12 protein-coding genes are annotated in these 15,500 nt (G+C 47.1%); 11 read left to right on the top strand and 1 reads right to left on the bottom strand.

What is annotated here, in order from left to right; translation table 11 throughout:
- Positions 1–8: 8 nt before the first annotated feature.
- From WMO65_RS06250 to WMO65_RS06200, 11 genes are all read left to right on the top strand, one after another.
- Positions 9–671, top strand: coding sequence for an HAD family hydrolase (locus WMO65_RS06250; protein WP_033142974.1), 663 nt, complete (start codon positions 9–11; stop codon positions 669–671).
- A 31-nt stretch (positions 672–702) separates the two neighbouring features.
- Positions 703–1,974 carry a diaminopimelate decarboxylase gene (locus WMO65_RS06245; RefSeq protein ID WP_148392219.1) on the top strand — a complete coding sequence of 424 codons (1,272 nt, stop codon included), beginning with the start codon at positions 703–705 and terminating at the stop codon, positions 1,972–1,974.
- A 179-nt stretch (positions 1,975–2,153) separates the two neighbouring features.
- Positions 2,154–3,305: an anaerobic sulfatase maturase gene (locus WMO65_RS06240; protein ID WP_033142976.1), complete on the top strand. Its 1,152-nt coding sequence runs from the start codon at positions 2,154–2,156 to the stop codon at positions 3,303–3,305.
- A complete protein-coding gene (locus tag WMO65_RS06235) occupies positions 3,293–5,107 on the top strand; it encodes a cache domain-containing sensor histidine kinase (RefSeq protein ID WP_148392221.1) in 1,815 nt (604 codons plus the stop codon). Before WMO65_RS06240 ends, WMO65_RS06235 begins: the two co-directional genes overlap by 13 nt.
- A gap of 2 nt (positions 5,108–5,109) precedes the next feature.
- The gene (locus tag WMO65_RS06230) at positions 5,110–6,672 is read left to right on the top strand and encodes a response regulator (protein WP_187370568.1); all 1,563 of its coding nucleotides are present in this window, start codon (positions 5,110–5,112) and stop codon (positions 6,670–6,672) included.
- Between the two features lie 183 nt (positions 6,673–6,855).
- Positions 6,856–8,181: an ABC transporter substrate-binding protein gene (locus WMO65_RS06225; RefSeq protein ID WP_148392224.1), complete on the top strand. Its 1,326-nt coding sequence runs from the start codon at positions 6,856–6,858 to the stop codon at positions 8,179–8,181.
- Positions 8,182–8,289: 108 nt separating this feature from the next.
- Positions 8,290–9,192 (top strand): carbohydrate ABC transporter permease, encoded by a 903-nt coding sequence (locus WMO65_RS06220; RefSeq protein ID WP_052099650.1) that lies wholly within the window; start codon positions 8,290–8,292, stop codon positions 9,190–9,192.
- An 11-nt stretch (positions 9,193–9,203) separates the two neighbouring features.
- Positions 9,204–10,067: a carbohydrate ABC transporter permease gene (locus WMO65_RS06215; protein WP_033142980.1), complete on the top strand. Its 864-nt coding sequence runs from the start codon at positions 9,204–9,206 to the stop codon at positions 10,065–10,067.
- A 12-nt stretch (positions 10,068–10,079) separates the two neighbouring features.
- Entirely contained in the window at positions 10,080–11,444 is a 1,365-nt protein-coding gene (locus WMO65_RS06210) for a sulfatase family protein (protein WP_148392227.1), read from the top strand.
- A gap of 42 nt (positions 11,445–11,486) precedes the next feature.
- Complete coding sequence (locus tag WMO65_RS06205) at positions 11,487–13,502, top strand: beta-galactosidase (RefSeq protein WP_148392229.1); 2,016 nt, start codon at positions 11,487–11,489, stop codon at positions 13,500–13,502.
- Positions 13,503–13,541: 39 nt separating this feature from the next.
- Entirely contained in the window at positions 13,542–13,748 is a 207-nt protein-coding gene (locus WMO65_RS06200) for a hypothetical protein (RefSeq protein WP_148392231.1), read from the top strand.
- A 606-nt stretch (positions 13,749–14,354) separates the two neighbouring features.
- On the opposite strand, the gene WMO65_RS06195 is transcribed toward WMO65_RS06200, so the two are convergent.
- Entirely contained in the window at positions 14,355–15,500 is a 1,146-nt protein-coding gene (locus WMO65_RS06195) for an ABC transporter permease subunit (protein WP_187370569.1), read from the bottom strand.

Genomic DNA, 15,500 nt, shown 5'->3' with positions numbered 1-15,500 from the left:
GCAGAAATATGGAGAAAAGAGATATCCACGGCGTCGTCTTCGATATGGACGGCCTTATGTTTGACAGTGAGAGGATCGTGAAATATTCCTGGGACGTGGCGGGAGAACGGATGGGGTACGGTAAGCTGGGAGATAATATTTTTTATACCCTTGGTTTTAACGTAGATAAAAGAAAACGCCATTTCCAGGATACCTACGGGGAAGATTTCCCCTTTGAACAGTTCCGGGAGGAGTACAGAAAGGCATTCTGGGAATACGAGGAGAAGAACGGCCTGCCTGCAAAGAAAGGTCTGCATGAGCTGCTGGATGTGCTGGCAAAAAAGAATATCCCTATGGCAGTGGCGACCTCCTCCAGCCATGAGTATGCGAAGAACAATCTGCAGCGGGAGGGGATAGAGGCTTACTTTTCCGCTGTGATCACAGGGAGCATGGTTTCCGAGGCAAAGCCCTCCCCTGAGATCTATAAAAAGGCGTGCCAAGCGCTGAAGGTCAGTCCCGCCCACGCCCTTGCACTGGAGGACTCCTACAACGGCATACGCTCTGCGCACGGTGCGGGTATGATAACTGTCATGATACCTGACCTGCTCACAGATTCCTCACCGGTGGACGAACTGCTGGACGGCAAAATGGAATCCCTGCTTGCTGTTGCCAGGTGGATAGAATCCTGCTGATATAAAAAATTTACCAAAGGAGAAAATTTCAATGGAGAAAAAGACATTTGTCACCAAAGAACAACTGGACGAGATCATAAAAAAGTATCCAACCCCTTTTCATTTATATGATGAGAAGGGAATCCGGGATAATGTCAGGGCAGTGAACGAGGCATTTTCCTGGAACAAAGGCTTCAGGGAGTATTTTGCAGTGAAAGCCAATCCCAATCCGTTTCTGATCGATATTTTAAGGGAGTATGGCTGCGGCTGCGACTGTTCCTCCTATACAGAGCTGATGCTCTCCGAGGCCATGGGCTGCAGAGGTGATGACATTATGTTTTCCTCCAATGACACCCCGGCGGAGGATTACGTGTACGCGGAGAAACTGGGGGCTACCATTAACCTGGACGATTTTACGCATATTGAATTTCTGGAGAAGGCCATAGGATATATTCCAAAACGCATCAGCTGCCGTTATAACCCGGGCGGTGTGTTTGAGATGGGCAACGGCATCATGGACAATCCCGGAGACGCCAAGTACGGAATGACCACAGAGCAGATGTTTGAGGCCTTCCGCGTGCTGAAGGAAAAAGGTGCGCAGGAGTTCGGTATCCATGCGTTTCTTGCAAGCAATACGGTGACGAATGACTACTATCCGGTTCTGGCTAAAGAACTCTTTGAGCTGGCAGTTAAACTGGAAAAAGAGACCGGGGCTGATATTACGTTTATCAACCTGTCAGGCGGTGTGGGAATCCCATATACCCCGGACATGGAGGCAAATGACATCCGTGCCATCGGAGCCGGTGTCAAGAAGGTTTATGAGGAAGTGCTGGTACCGGCAGGCATGTCAGATGTGGCGATCTATTGTGAAATGGGGCGCTATATGATGGGACCTTACGGCTGCCTTGTCACCAAAGCGATCCATGAGAAACATACCCACAAAGAGTATGTTGGCGTGGACGCCTGCGCAGTAGATCTCATGCGCCCTGCCATGTATGGCGCATACCATCATATCACTGTGATGGGAAAAGAGAACAGCCCCTGTGACCACAAATACGATATCGCAGGTTCCCTGTGCGAAAATAACGATAAATTCGCAGTTGACCGCATGCTTCCCGAAATCGAAAAAGGAGACCTTCTGGTCATCCATGACACCGGTGCACACGGTTATGCCATGGGATACAATTACAATGGCAAATTAAAATCCGCTGAGATACTCCTGAAGGAGGACGGCAGTACAGCGCTCATCCGCCGCGCGGAAACGCCTAAGGATTATTTTGCCACACTGGACTGCTTTGCTGTTTATAACAAATTGAATCTGTAAACAGGAGATACCGCCCCGGACTGGGAAAGATACAGTCCCCGGGCGGTATTTTTCTTTTATCCAAATATATTTCAAAAAATGCTAAAGATTGCCTATTGTTCCTGCTTTTTTCAAAAGATATACTAAGTATATGTATATGAGAAAATACGCATATTCTGCGGAAAAATAAGGAGAACGATATGGCAGATACACTTCACTTGCTCATAAAGCCGGCATCCGGGAACTGCAATATGAGATGCGCCTACTGCTTCTATGCGGATGAAGCAGCGAACAGGGAAACGCCGTCCTTTGGTGTGATGGACAGAGAGACCGCGCGCATTCTGATTGAAAAGTCCATGGACTATGCCAAAAAGCAATGTATCTTTACTTTCCAGGGCGGGGAGCCGACACTTGCCGGGCTTGATTATTTTAAATATTTTACGGAGACTGTCCGAAAATCCAACAAAAGAAATATCCCGGTCAGCTATAATATCCAGACCAACGGATACCATCTTCAGGAGGACTGGTTTCCTTTTTTGAAGGAAAATAAATTCCTGGCAGGCGTGTCACTGGACGGAGATGCTGCCTGCCATGACTATCTGCGCCGTGATGCAAAAGGAAAGGGTACCTATAAACAGGTGATGAAAACCATTGCATTATTTAAAAAGTATGGGATTGACTTTAATGTTCTGACTGTAGTGACCGGTTACTCAGCAGGCCATGCCCGGCAGCTTTACAATTTTTTCAAAAAGCAGGGCCTGTATTATCAGCAGTACATCGAATGTCTGGATCCCATAGGAGAAGCACAGGGTACAAGCCCTTACTCCCTGACACCGGAGAAATACGGAAGATTCCTGAAAAATCTGTTCGACTGCTGGTATCAGGATATGACCGGACCGTCTGCGAAAGGCATAAAAAGCCGTGTGATCTACAACCGCTATTTTGAAAACCTGGCAGCCATACTCACAGGACAGGAGCCGGAGCTGTGCAGTATGCGTGGAATCTGCGGACTTCAATGGGTGGTGGAGGCGGACGGCAGTCTGTATCCCTGTGATTTCTATGCGCTGGACGAATGGAAACTGGGAAATATAAAAGACGATTCCTTTGAGCAGATAGATCAAAAAAGAGAAGAGCTGGGATTTATCAGCCGTTCCCGCACTCTTCCAAAGGAATGCCGGATATGTCCATACCTGGCTCTCTGCCGGAATGGATGCTGCCGCCTGTGCAGTATGGAAAAACAGGAGGATGGCACGTACATAAGAGGAAAGAACTACTATTGCGGGGCATACAGGGAATTTTTCGCATATGCCCTTCCGAGGCTTGAGGAGCTGGTGCGCTTATGGGGAAAATAAAGAAAAAATTTCAGAATCTGCGTCTTGGACAGAAAATCCTCCTATCCAATCTGGTTCTGTTTGTGTTACCCTGTATGGTCCTCATGCTGCTCCTTTTTCATCTTGTGCAGACAGGAGCCAATGAGCGCCTGAACAGTTCCAAGTTGGTCATTTTAAATCAGATAGACAGAAATATGGAGGATATGTTTCAGGACATTGTATCCTACACTAATTATTTTTACTGCAACAGGGAGCTGAATCGTCTCATATCCCTGCGTGAATTCCGGAGCCCTTATGAGGAGCTTGTGGCGAAGAAAAATATATGCAGTTATTTTAAAGAGAGCCGGGCAATCTACAGTAATATGGACTATAATCTGCGTCTTCTCTGTGACAGCGGAAGGAATTACTCCGTGGAGGATGACGGAAGTGAGTACGTTGACTATCCTGTGCTCAAAGAACTTGAGCAGGAGCCATGGTATCAAAAACTGGGGGAGAACACCAGCAGTATCAAATACATTCCTGCATATGTAAGCAGTGAATTTCAGAAGACAGAGGATAACAGTGCTATGCGGGCTGTCCGTCTTCTTAAAAATCTGAACAGCGGCAGAGTACTGGGAATCATGGAGGTCAATATTCCACGGAAGCAGGTAGAAGACATTTTCCGGGGCGGTGTGGAAAAAGAGAGCCAGCAGGTGTTTCTGATGGACAAAACAGGGAAAATACTGTGCAGTACAGAGGAAAGCCTTGTAGAGCAGAGTGTGGAGAACGGGGAATATCTGAAGAAATTGACAGGATTTGACCACGGCTATTTTAAAGCGAAGATGAATGGCAGGCCGGCACAGATATCCTTTGTCACAAATGAGACCACCGGCTGGAAACTGGTCATGTATGAAGAGGAAAAAGAAGCTGTGTGGGCCGGCAACCGTATCTTTGTCATGATTCTTTTGGTGGCGTCAGTCTATGTACTGCTTGCTGTGATCATGTCTGTGTACAATTCCAGGTATATCAGCAGGCCGGTGCAGAAATTAAAGGCTGACATGAAAAATGTATACAGAGGTGACCTGACTGTGCGCACACCTGTGGAGACAAACGATGAGTTCGGACAGCTCAGCATGCAGTTTAACCAGATGATTGGCAGGATAGAGGAGCTGATCGTAAGACTGGAACAGGAGGAAGAGGAGAAGCGGGGGCTGGAGATGCAGGCTCTGCAGGCTCAGATCAATCCCCACTTTTTGTATAATACCCTTGCTTCCATACGTTTTCTGGTGGAGATGGATATGGCAGAACAGGCGGACCAGTGTCTGCTGGCACTGGCAAAACTGCTGAGAAGGACCTATTCCGATAAAAGAGAATGCATACCTGTGACAGAAGAGATGGAATCCCTGAAAAACTATCTTGTTCTTATGGAAAACAGATATCAGGATACCTTTGTGTGGAACATAGAAGTGTCCGGGAAAGTGAAAGACTGGCTCATACCGAAGATTTCCGTCCAGCCCCTTGTGGAAAATGCCATCGCCCACGGCTTCTGCCAGAAGGAGGACACCGGACATATCCTGATCAGGGCTGAAGCGGAGGGGGAGAATCTGCTGCTTCGTGTGGAGGATGATGGGAGCGGCGGAGATCTGGAATATATCCGCAGAGTACTGGACGGCAGGGAGGAAGCCAGGTCTAACGAGCAGTTCAGTGGAATCGGAATCCGGAATGTACAGAAACGCCTGCAGATCATTTACGGAGAGGAATATGGAATCTCTGCGGAGCATACCCACAAAGGCGGCATGCGTTTTGATATCAGGATCCCATGCAGAACAGAGAAGGAGATGTGAAAATGCGGATTATAATCGTGGAAGACGAGGCAGTAACCCGTAGATGGGTGAGAAAAAAAATAGAAGAGCTGGATATCAACTACCATGTGACAGGGGAGTTTGTAAACGGAAAACAGGCATTGGAATACTGCAGGGAACATGAGGTGGAGGTTGTGTTTACTGATATCCGGATGGCTGTCATGGACGGTCTGGAATTTTTGGACAGGCTGAAAAATGAAAGGATTGCCCAGCCTTACAAGGTGATCCTCAGCGCTTACGATGAATTTCATTATGCCAGACAGGCCATAAAAGCCGGGGCCAATGAGTTTATCTTAAAGCCTGAGATCACAAAGGAGGGGATGAAGACTACACTGGAGGAAGCAAAGCGTTTTCTGGAGAAAAGCAGGACAAAGGACAGCAAAGCGGCGTGTGGTTCCGAACCGGAGAGGCGGAGGATCACCATGGAAAAACTGCTGGAAACCGGGACCACAGAGCAGCAGAGGGAAGAAGTTCTTCGTGGATTGGAGAACCGGGGCATCGCTTTGAAAGAGGAAGGTATAGTTCTTCTGTCCATATCCCTGTCCGGAGAAGAAAAGGGGGATGCAGCTTTGGAGGTGGCGGAGCTTTTTATGCAGGAGGAACATATATCCGGCATCTGTGCGTCCATAGAAGAGGGGGAGTATCTTCTCCTCTATAATCCCAGCCTTCATATGGACCGGGAGGTGTTTTCTGGAAAGCTGGAGGCACTTTTGCGGCATAATCTGGGGACGGAGGTATATATCGGAATAAGTGTGAAAAAGGATGGCTTCCATCATTTGAGGGACATGCTGCGGCAGGCCAGAATGGCCAGGGAAAACCGTACTTTTTTCAGGCTTCCGGGGATTTGGAGATATGATGCCATGACGGTAAATTCTGGTTCGGGACATGGAGATTTATATTACGCAGTGGAGATGAGAGAGATTCTGGCTGCGGTGGAAAAAAATGATTTTGAAAGTGCAGAGGAGAAGATGAAGGGGATTCTGGAGGACATAGAAGGAAGAATTGTGCTGCCTCCTGCCTATGTGAAGGCCCTGTGTATTGAGATTCTTTCTTCCTGTATCCGGAAGGCCAGAACGTATGCCCTGACAGCCGCGGAGGTGGAGGAAGTCAGAAGGACAGAGATGATGTTCTGCGAGAGATTTAGGACGCTTCAGGATTTGAAAAACTGGACGTATGCAGGGATGGCAGAGCTTCGCAGAATCTGTGAGATAAAGAGCAGTCTGAATCAGTATTCCGGCCCGGTACGGGACATTATAGGCTATGTGAAGCAGAATTATACACAGAAGATATCCCTGGAGCAGGTGTCTTCTCTGGTTCATCTGAATAAAAGCTATGTCTCTGTACTTTTTAAAAAAGAGACAGGGGAAAAATTCAGCGACTTTCTTCTCCGCGTTCGTCTGGAGGAGTCCCGCAGACTGTTGGGAGCCACCAGAAAAAGTATCCAGGAGATAGCCGGAATGGCAGGCTTTCCGGACGCGGCGTATTTCAGCAGAGCTTTTAAGGAGCGGTATGGAAAGTCACCTATGGAATATCGGAAAGGAATCTAAAACCAGTCAAATAAATCAAAAGATAATCCATATTTTCCGGATACAGCTGGATAAAAAAGAAAAAAGGAGAAAAAACGCAGAAACTGCATAACAAAGTACAAAAAGAGATGGACAGGGTGCATAGATGTATCGTCCCATTTTTCTTATACTGGATACATAATAAAAAACAGGAGGACTTGAGATATGAAAAGAAAAATGGCGTTGCTTCTGGCAGGTCTCATGGGGACATCGGCAGTGCTCGGAATGGGCGGATGCGGAAATAAGGGGACAGAAGAACTAGTGAAAAAAGAGGAACAGACATCAGCTGATACCGAGCAAATATCAGGGGAGAAGACAAAACTGGTATTTTTAAGAGGCGGAACAGAGCCTGAGAGAAAGGCTTACTGGGAAAAGATGATTGCCGGTTTCGAGGAGGAAAATCCGAATATTGAGATTGAATTTCAGGAATGTCCTTACGGTGACGATTTTGAAACAAAGCTGAACACCGGATTTGCTTCCGGCACAGCCCCGGACATCATTAATTTTACCATGGCTTCCATGGGAACCAGAGTACCTCTTGGGCAGTACGCAGCACTGGATGAATATGTGGACAACTGGGAGGGAAAGGATGATTTTATGGAGAATGCCCTGAATCTTGGAAGTATAAATGACAAGATATATGGAATCGCTGTTTTTCCGGACCCCAGAATGCTGGCATACAACAAGGAACTTTTTAAGGAGGCCGGTCTTGATCCTGATACCCCGCCCACAACCTGGGAGGAAATGCTGGAGGACCATAAAAAGCTCGTAAAAAAAGACGATAGCGGCACTGTAGTACAGACAGGATTTGCCATGCCCAGTTCAGGAACATCTATGCAGCATTATATGTCTATTTTTATAGAGGAGAACGGTGTTAAGAATCTGGTGGATGAGGATAATAATGAGATACTCTGTAATACGGACAAGGCTGTTGAGGCAGTGGAATTTATGAAAGAGGTTGCGGACGTGGGTGTGATTCCCTTTGACTGTTCCAATTCTGAACAGGACCCTTTCGGTATGGGAACGGCGGCCATGGGAATCGTGACTGACCAGACATTTAAGCAGTTGAATGAAGGAGCACTGAAAGGAAAGATTGCACTTGCAAACCCGCTGAAAAATACACAGCAGGCAACCTTCTGCGGCATGAGTTTCATGTTTATGAGTGGAGAAACCCAGCATAAGGATGAGGTATGGAAATTTATTGAGTATGTATCCAGTGCAGAGAGTATGTGGACACGGTATGAAGATCTGGGCACCACACCAATTAGGGAATCCCTGAAAGAAAAGTTCATCGAACAGGACCCTGAGACAAATCAGGTGATCTATGATTCTATCAACTGCGGAACTGGTTCACCAAAAGTGCCATACGCCAATTCCGTCTATAATATTATCAATGAGGCCATGGAAAAAGTGATGTATGATGTGGAGACACCAAAAGATGCCATGGATACGGCAGCAGAAAAGATACAGGAAGAAATCAACAATCAGTAAATTCTAAAAGATTTTATCGGTATAGGGGATGTCTCCCGAGGCATCCCCTGAAATATGACTGTAGGTATCTGATAACATTGAAAAAACTGATAAAAAGGAGAAATTTACATGGCTAAAACAAGCAATACAGTGCCAAAAGTGAGGAAAAATGATAATTGCGCGTATATCATGATTTTACCTGCTTACCTTGTATTCACCATATTTATTCTGGTCCCTATTGGAATCGTCATCTATTACAGTGTGACGAATTTTAACCTTTATTCCGCTCCTGAATTTGTGGGGATGAAGAATTATCTTACGATGTTCAGGGATGCAGATTTCCTGATCTCTGTCAAAAACACACTGCTTTATACCTTGTGTACCCTGTTCCCTCAATTGTTTCTGGGACTTATGCTGGCAGTGATGCTGTACAGAAAATCAAAGCTGATTCCCATATTCAGGACAGCTTTTTATCTACCTAATGTAATGTCTATGGTGTGCATGTCCATGGTGTGGCTGTGGATCTATGACCCAACCTTTGGCCTTCTGAACAGTGTATTGAAATATTTTGGCTTTTCCGTCAAACAGTGGCTGCAGGACCCTAAAATGGCTATGTTTTGTGTGGTGTTCATGAGCATCTGGAAGAGCTGTGGATACAGTATGGTCATCTTTTTGTCAGGTCTTACTTCCATACCGGACTCCCTGTACGAAGCCGCCAGTCTGGACGGAGCAGGGGGCTTGAAAAAGTTTCTTTACATTACCTGGCCCATGCTCAGGCCAACCACATTTTTCCTTCTTGTAACGGGAATCGTAAATAGTTTTTCCGTGTTTGAACAGATTAATATTATGACTGCAGGCGGACCGCTGAACAAGACAACCACCATTGTACACCAGATTTACCGCAGAGGTTTTCTGGAATTCAAGATGGGCTATGCCAGTGCGCTTTCGGTTATGCTGCTGTTGTTTTCCATACTCATCACTGTACTGGTATTCCGGTTCGGAAGCCGCGGACAGGATGTGGATGTATCATAAGGAGGATAAATATGAAAAAGAAGAAAGTAAACCACATTTTATGGATCATCTTTATGAGTGCACTGACTGTTTTCATGCTGATACCGATTATCATGATGATCACAACGGCAGTCAAGCCCATAGAGGAAATACGTTCCGCGGTGTTTCACCTTTTGCCTCAGAACTTTACCTTGAATAATTTTACTGACGCCATGCGTGCAGGTACCTGGAATATATTTTTCAGGAACTCCCTGTTTATCACCCTGGCTGCCGTTGTGTTTTCTCTTCTGTTTAATTCCATAGCAGGATATGCCTTTGCCAGACTGACGTTCAGGGGATCTAAGGTACTTTTTATGTTTCTTTTGATTGGCCTGATGATGCCGCCCCAGGTGACAATGCTCCCCACGTTTCTCATCATGGCAAAATTCCCCATGATGGGAGGCAACAGTCTGTTCGGAGCCGGCGGAACGGGCATGATCAATACATATGCAGGTCTGGTGATTCCTCTTGTGGCAGGGTCCTTCGGTGTGTTTTTGTGTAAACAGTTTTATGAGAATTTCCCCCGGTCTTTGGATGAGGCGGCGGAAATTGACGGGACGAACAAGTGGCAGACGTATTTCATAATATACCTGCCAAATTCCAAGGCCATACTGGCTACACTGGGACTGTTAAAGGGTGTCTCTGTATGGAATGATTACCTTTGGCCTCTGGTCATGACAAACTCAGAGGATATGAAAACCGTGCAGCTTGCACTCACCATGTTCAAAACAGACGGCTATATCCAGTGGGGGCAGATGATGGCAGCCTCTGTTCTGGTAGTGATGCCTATGATCTTGTTATTCCTCTGTGCACAGAAATATTTTGTACAGGGAATTGTCACTTCAGGACTGAAGTAGGAGGAGAAAAGGATGGGAAAACCAAATATTATATTTTATTTTACAGACCAGCAGAGACACGACACGCTGGGATGCTATGGTCAGAAGCTGGATATCAGCCCTAACCTGGATGCGCTGGCAAAGGAGGGCATTCTTTTTGAGGAGGCCTATACAGCCCAGCCGGTGTGCGGGCCATGCAGGGCACTTTTTCAGACAGGACAGTATCCCACAGCAATCAACTGTTTTCGCAATGCGCAGCCTCTTCCCCTGCATGTGAAAACATTGGCAGATTATCTGAATGAGGCGGGATATGAGACTGCCTATGTGGGCAAATGGCATCTGGCAAGCGAGAGGAAGGATTACAGCACACCGCCAATTGTGGACTATGAGACAAAGGCGATTCCTCCCGAGAGAAGGGGTGGCTATCGTGGATACTGGAGGGCAGCAGACCTCCTGGAATTTACCTCCCACGGGTATGGCGGGTATGTCTTTGATGAAAATATGCAGAAGTGTGAGTTTGACGGATACAGGGCAGACTGTATCACAGATTTTGCACTGGATTTTTTGGAACAGTATAAGGGAGAAAAGCCGTTTTTTATGACCATTTCCCACATAGAACCCCATCACCAGAATGACAGAGGATGCTATGAAGGCCCTGAGGGTTCAAAGGAGAGGTTCAAAGATTTTGAACTGCCGGGAGATCTGGCGGCACTGCATGGCGATGCCAGAGAGATGTATCCGGATTATCTGGGATGCTGCAGAAGCCTGGACGACAATCTGGGCAGACTTATAGAAAAATTGAAGGAAAAAGGAATTTATAAGGACACTATCATAATTTACAGCTCTGACCATGGTTCCCATTTCCGTACGAGAAACAGAGATGAACATCTGTGCGGAGGGGATGACTACAAAAGGTCATGCCATTCTGCCTGCCTGCATGTGCCCCTGGTAATCGCCGGGCCGGGATTTGAGGGAGGAAAAAGAGTTCGGGAGCTGGTGAGCACTGCGGGTCTTCCAAAGACGATTCTGGCTGCTGCCGGTGTGGATGTGGGGGATGCCATGGCAGGTGAAAATCTGAAGGAGATCGCGGAAGGAAATCTCCGGAATCATACAGACAGGGTATTTGCTCAGATCAGTGAAAGCAGGGTGGGCCGCTGCATCCACACAAGGGATTGGCTCTACAGCATACATGCTCCGGGACTTGACGGCAACTTGTACCCTTCCAGCGACTATTATGAGGAAGATTTCCTCTATGATTTAAAAAATGACCCATTTGAGTTGACGAATCTGGCAAAAGATGATAAGTATAGAGATATCAGAGCGCAGCTTGCCAAAGAGCTTCAGGAGGAGATGAAAAAAGCCGGAGAAAAGGTTCCGGTCATTGCCCCTTCAAAGTAAAGCTGCCATGAATATCAACCAGAAAGGACAGCAGAAAAATATATGGAAGAATTACTCTATGGGGTAGCATATTACGACGAATATATGCCTTATGACAGACTGGAAAAAGACGTGGAGATGATGAAAAAGGCAGGGATTAATCTGGTAAGGATCGCAGAATCCACCTGGAGTACTTTGGAACCCCAGGACGGTGTATTTGACTTTTACCACATTGACAGAGTTCTGGATGCCATGGAGGAAGCGGGGATTCATGTGATCGTGGGTACGCCGACCTATGCCATTCCGGCATGGATGGAGAAAAAGCATCCGGATGTGATGGCAGTGACCAGACAGGGCCGGGGCATCTACGGGGCCAGACAAATCATGGACATCACAAACCGCCATTACCGGTTCTACAGCGAGCGTGTCATAAGAAAACTGATGGAGCATGTGAAGGACAGAAAATGTATCATAGGCTATCAGATCGACAATGAGACAAAACATTACGGCACCTCAGGAGAGCGGGTACAGGAGGAATTTGTCGAATACTTAAAGGAAAAATTCCAGGGCGATGTGGAGGCCATGAACCGGGAGTTCGGAATGAATTACTGGAGCAATGCCCTTCATTCCTGGGAGGATTTCCCGGATGTGAGGGGGACTATCAACGGCAGCCTGGGCTGTGAGTTTGAGAAATTCCAACGCAGCCTTGTGACAGAATTTCTGTCCTGGCAGGCAGAGATTGTGCGGGAATATAAGAGGGAAGACCAGTTTATCACCCAGAATTTTGATTTTGAATGGAGAAATTATTCCTTTGGCGTACAGCCGGATGTGGACCATTTCCGGGCTGCCAAATGTCTGGATATTGCAGGCTGCGACATCTACCATCCCACCCAGTCAAAGCTGACGGGAAAGGAGATCGCCTTTGGCGGAGATATGACCCGCTCCCTGAAACAGGATAATTACTATGTGCTGGAGACAGAGGCGCAGGGGTTTGCCCAGTGGGTGCCCTATGACGGCCAGCTCAGGCTGCAGGCCTTTTCCCATCTGGCAGGAGGAGCGGAATGCGTGGAATACTGGCACTGGCATTCCATCCATAACTCTTTTGAGACGTATTGGCGGGGGCTGTTAAGCCATGATTTTGCAGAGAATAAGACATATAAAGAAGCGGTTGTCATCGGCAGTGAGATGAAACGTCTGGGAAGCCATCTCATTCATCTGAAGAAGCAGAACAAGGCTGCCATTATGGTGAGCAATGAGGCACTGACAGGGCTGAAATGGTTCCCCATCGGAGGAGGCACAGAGATATCCTACAACGATGTGGTACGCTGGATCTATGACGCTCTGTATGAGATGAATGTGGAGTGTGATTTTGTATCACCTGAGGCGGAAAACCTGGATGATTATAAGATGCTGATCCTTCCGGCGCTCTACTGTGTGCCGGAAGAGACACTGCTTAGAATCCGCTCCTTTACGGAAAAGGGCGGCTGCCTGGTAGGTACCTTCAAGACGGGATATACCAATGAAAATGTGAAGGTATATCACGATTCACAGCCCCATATTCTGTCAGAATGCTTTGGAATTATGTATAACCAGTTCACATATCCGGAGGAGACTGCCGAGACGTATCTGGAAGGCAGGCTCTGCGGCAGAGAGGATAAAGAGAAAGTAAAAGTATTTCTGGAATGCATTCAGCCAAAAGGAGCAGAGACGATTCTTGGGTATGTGCATGATAACTGGGGACAGTATGCAGCAGTGACTGAGAATACCTTTGGCAAAGGAAAAGCAGTGTATTTAGGATGTATGTTCAGCTCAGAACTGCTGAAAAAACTCATGGGAGAGTTCTTGAAGGAATGTGAGATCCGGCCGAACCCCGGTTCCTGCGGATTCCCGGTGATTGTCAGAGGCGGACGAAACCAGATGGGAAAACAGATATATTATTTCCTCAATTATTCCGGCGAAGAACAGAAGGCTGTGTGCCCGGAAGGTACATGGACAGAACTGTTTTCCGGTGAAACAAAGAAGGCAGGAGATCAGTTGATGCTGCAGAAATGGAATCTGCTGATTCTGGAAGAGCAGTAAAAAGCCTTTCGGACGGGATGGTCAGAGGAAAAAGACGGTGTGGGGCCGTTTAAGATATTAGGAAATTTTGGCAGAGGGCTGCTGCGCTGTTATGGTTCAGCGCCGCAGCCCTCCATTGGTGTACCAGAGGGAAGCTCCGGCAGGCCATTGGTGTGCCAGAGGGAAGCCCCGGCAGGCCATTGGTGTGCCAGAGGGAAGCTTCGGCAGGCCATTGCTGTGCCAGAGGGAAGCTTCGGCAGGCCATAGGGGAGGCACCAGGTCAAAGCTATGCCATAGGGGAGGCACCAGGTCAAAGATGTGCCATAGGGAAAGCGCCAGATCAAAGCTGTGCCGTAGGGAAGGCGCCAGATCAAAGCTGTGCCATAGGGAAGGCGCCAGGTAAAAGCTGTGCCATAGGGAAAGCGCCAGGTTAAAGCTGTGCCATAGGGAAGGCACCAGGTAAAAGCTGTGCCATAGGGAAAGCGCCAGGTTAAAGCTGTGCCATAGGGAAGGCACCAGTCCAAGCTATGCCAGTGAAAAGCCGGCCGGAACTTGTACCATACCTGTAATACCTGCAGGAATGACAATTACATATAATTTGTCTATGAACACATTTTCTATCTGTAAAATATTGGGCAGAAGTATTCGTTATCAACGTTTTTACATCTAAATATCACATCCGGAACAATATTATCTGTAAAAATTTAGAAAAATGGCTTTTGATAATCTTGAAATACATATAATTTTCAAGACGATTTCAAAGTTTATCTGTAAATTCCCAAAAGTAAAAGGAAAAATCCCTTTTATTGCTCCAGAAATACATATATTTCCAATATATGACACCAAATATTATCCGTAAACAGGCATCCAGGCTCATTTTCCGACCTGGTATCGGCAGTATTTTCTGCACCCCAGTACACAGCCTGAGACCAGGATACATCCCGAAAAGAGATACCCGAACAGGCGGTAGAGAACGGGTGTGGATGTGAGCTCGTGGAGAGGCAGGAAAAAGGGCAGGCTGTTAAACAGCAGACGAAGCAGCATGATCACTTTCGAAACTCTCATACCTAGAAGAAAGACAGAGTAAATGGCTGCAGGGAGCAGGTAAGCGGCGGCTGACCACAGCAGGGCAGAAAAGGTGCTTTTCTTTACGGAGGAGATATACAGGGTGATAGCTGCGGTCACTAGAACCGATAAAAGCCCTGCCATCAGATAGAGAAGCAGTACGATCCCTGTCGGTTTATGAGAATCGGTATTCCACAAGACGCTTCCTGTTATCAGGTCAGGAAAAGAAAGGCCGGCACTGACAAAAAGTCCATCCGTGCCATAAAAACACAGGAAAGCACCGACAAGAAAAAGCGTTAAAAGCACATATATCCCGGCAGCCCATGTAAAGGCGGCCAGTATCTTGGCGGCTGCGGTCTTACCTTTTCCATTCTGTGTAGTCAGCAGGATTCCTGCAGTCTGCCCGGCATATTCCTCAGAGAAAACAGGAGCACAGGCAATGATCACAAGGGCAGAGACGATCCAGAGCAGCATCATGTGCATTTCACGGAATGTGTCATCCCATCCGCCCATGTATCCGTACTCATATTCTCCGTTCATCATCTCTTCGGTGTACTTGTTTTCTGATGCGGCAAGGGCAGTGGGAGTGCCTTCGTTGGATCTGATATTGGAAAGATTGTAGGTTACAAAGCGGCTGGTGGAATTATCATAATAGCCAGGTGTGGTATCCCCTGTTTCCGACATTTCCAGTTCGTTCTCATTGATGTGCCAGCCGAATTCATCTACGATAGCCTGGGCTTTTTCACGGGTCATGGGACCTGCGAAGCGACGGGCAGTTTCTCTGTTATATTGAATGGCGTCGGTTCTTCTCAGACAGGTCCCGTCCACATAAGCGCTTTCTGAGCCAAGTGCGGACATCTGAAAATAAGCGGCCAGGAATAAAAAGCCCAGCAGCACTCCTGTGAAGAGTATTTTTCTTGAACATATTTTATAGAATTCATTTCGGAACAGCAT

Source organism: Blautia caccae (assembly GCF_040095955.1).
GTDB lineage: Bacteria > Bacillota > Clostridia > Lachnospirales > Lachnospiraceae > Blautia > Blautia celeris.
Note: the sequence above shows the minus strand (reverse complement) of the source record. Positions and strands in the feature narration are given on the sequence as shown.

Coding starts and splice junctions, on each gene's coding strand:
- WMO65_RS06250 (WP_033142974.1), top strand. CDS start 9: ATGGAGAAAAGAGATATCCACGGCGTCGTCTTCGATATGGACGGCCTT.
- WMO65_RS06245 (WP_148392219.1), top strand. CDS start 703: ATGGAGAAAAAGACATTTGTCACCAAAGAACAACTGGACGAGATCATA.
- WMO65_RS06240 (WP_033142976.1), top strand. CDS start 2,154: ATGGCAGATACACTTCACTTGCTCATAAAGCCGGCATCCGGGAACTGC.
- WMO65_RS06235 (WP_148392221.1), top strand. CDS start 3,293: ATGGGGAAAATAAAGAAAAAATTTCAGAATCTGCGTCTTGGACAGAAA.
- WMO65_RS06230 (WP_187370568.1), top strand. CDS start 5,110: ATGCGGATTATAATCGTGGAAGACGAGGCAGTAACCCGTAGATGGGTG.
- WMO65_RS06225 (WP_148392224.1), top strand. CDS start 6,856: ATGAAAAGAAAAATGGCGTTGCTTCTGGCAGGTCTCATGGGGACATCG.
- WMO65_RS06220 (WP_052099650.1), top strand. CDS start 8,290: ATGGCTAAAACAAGCAATACAGTGCCAAAAGTGAGGAAAAATGATAAT.
- WMO65_RS06215 (WP_033142980.1), top strand. CDS start 9,204: ATGAAAAAGAAGAAAGTAAACCACATTTTATGGATCATCTTTATGAGT.
- WMO65_RS06210 (WP_148392227.1), top strand. CDS start 10,080: ATGGGAAAACCAAATATTATATTTTATTTTACAGACCAGCAGAGACAC.
- WMO65_RS06205 (WP_148392229.1), top strand. CDS start 11,487: ATGGAAGAATTACTCTATGGGGTAGCATATTACGACGAATATATGCCT.
- WMO65_RS06195 (WP_187370569.1), bottom strand. CDS start 15,500: ATGCTGTTCCGAAATGAATTCTATAAAATATGTTCAAGAAAAATACTC.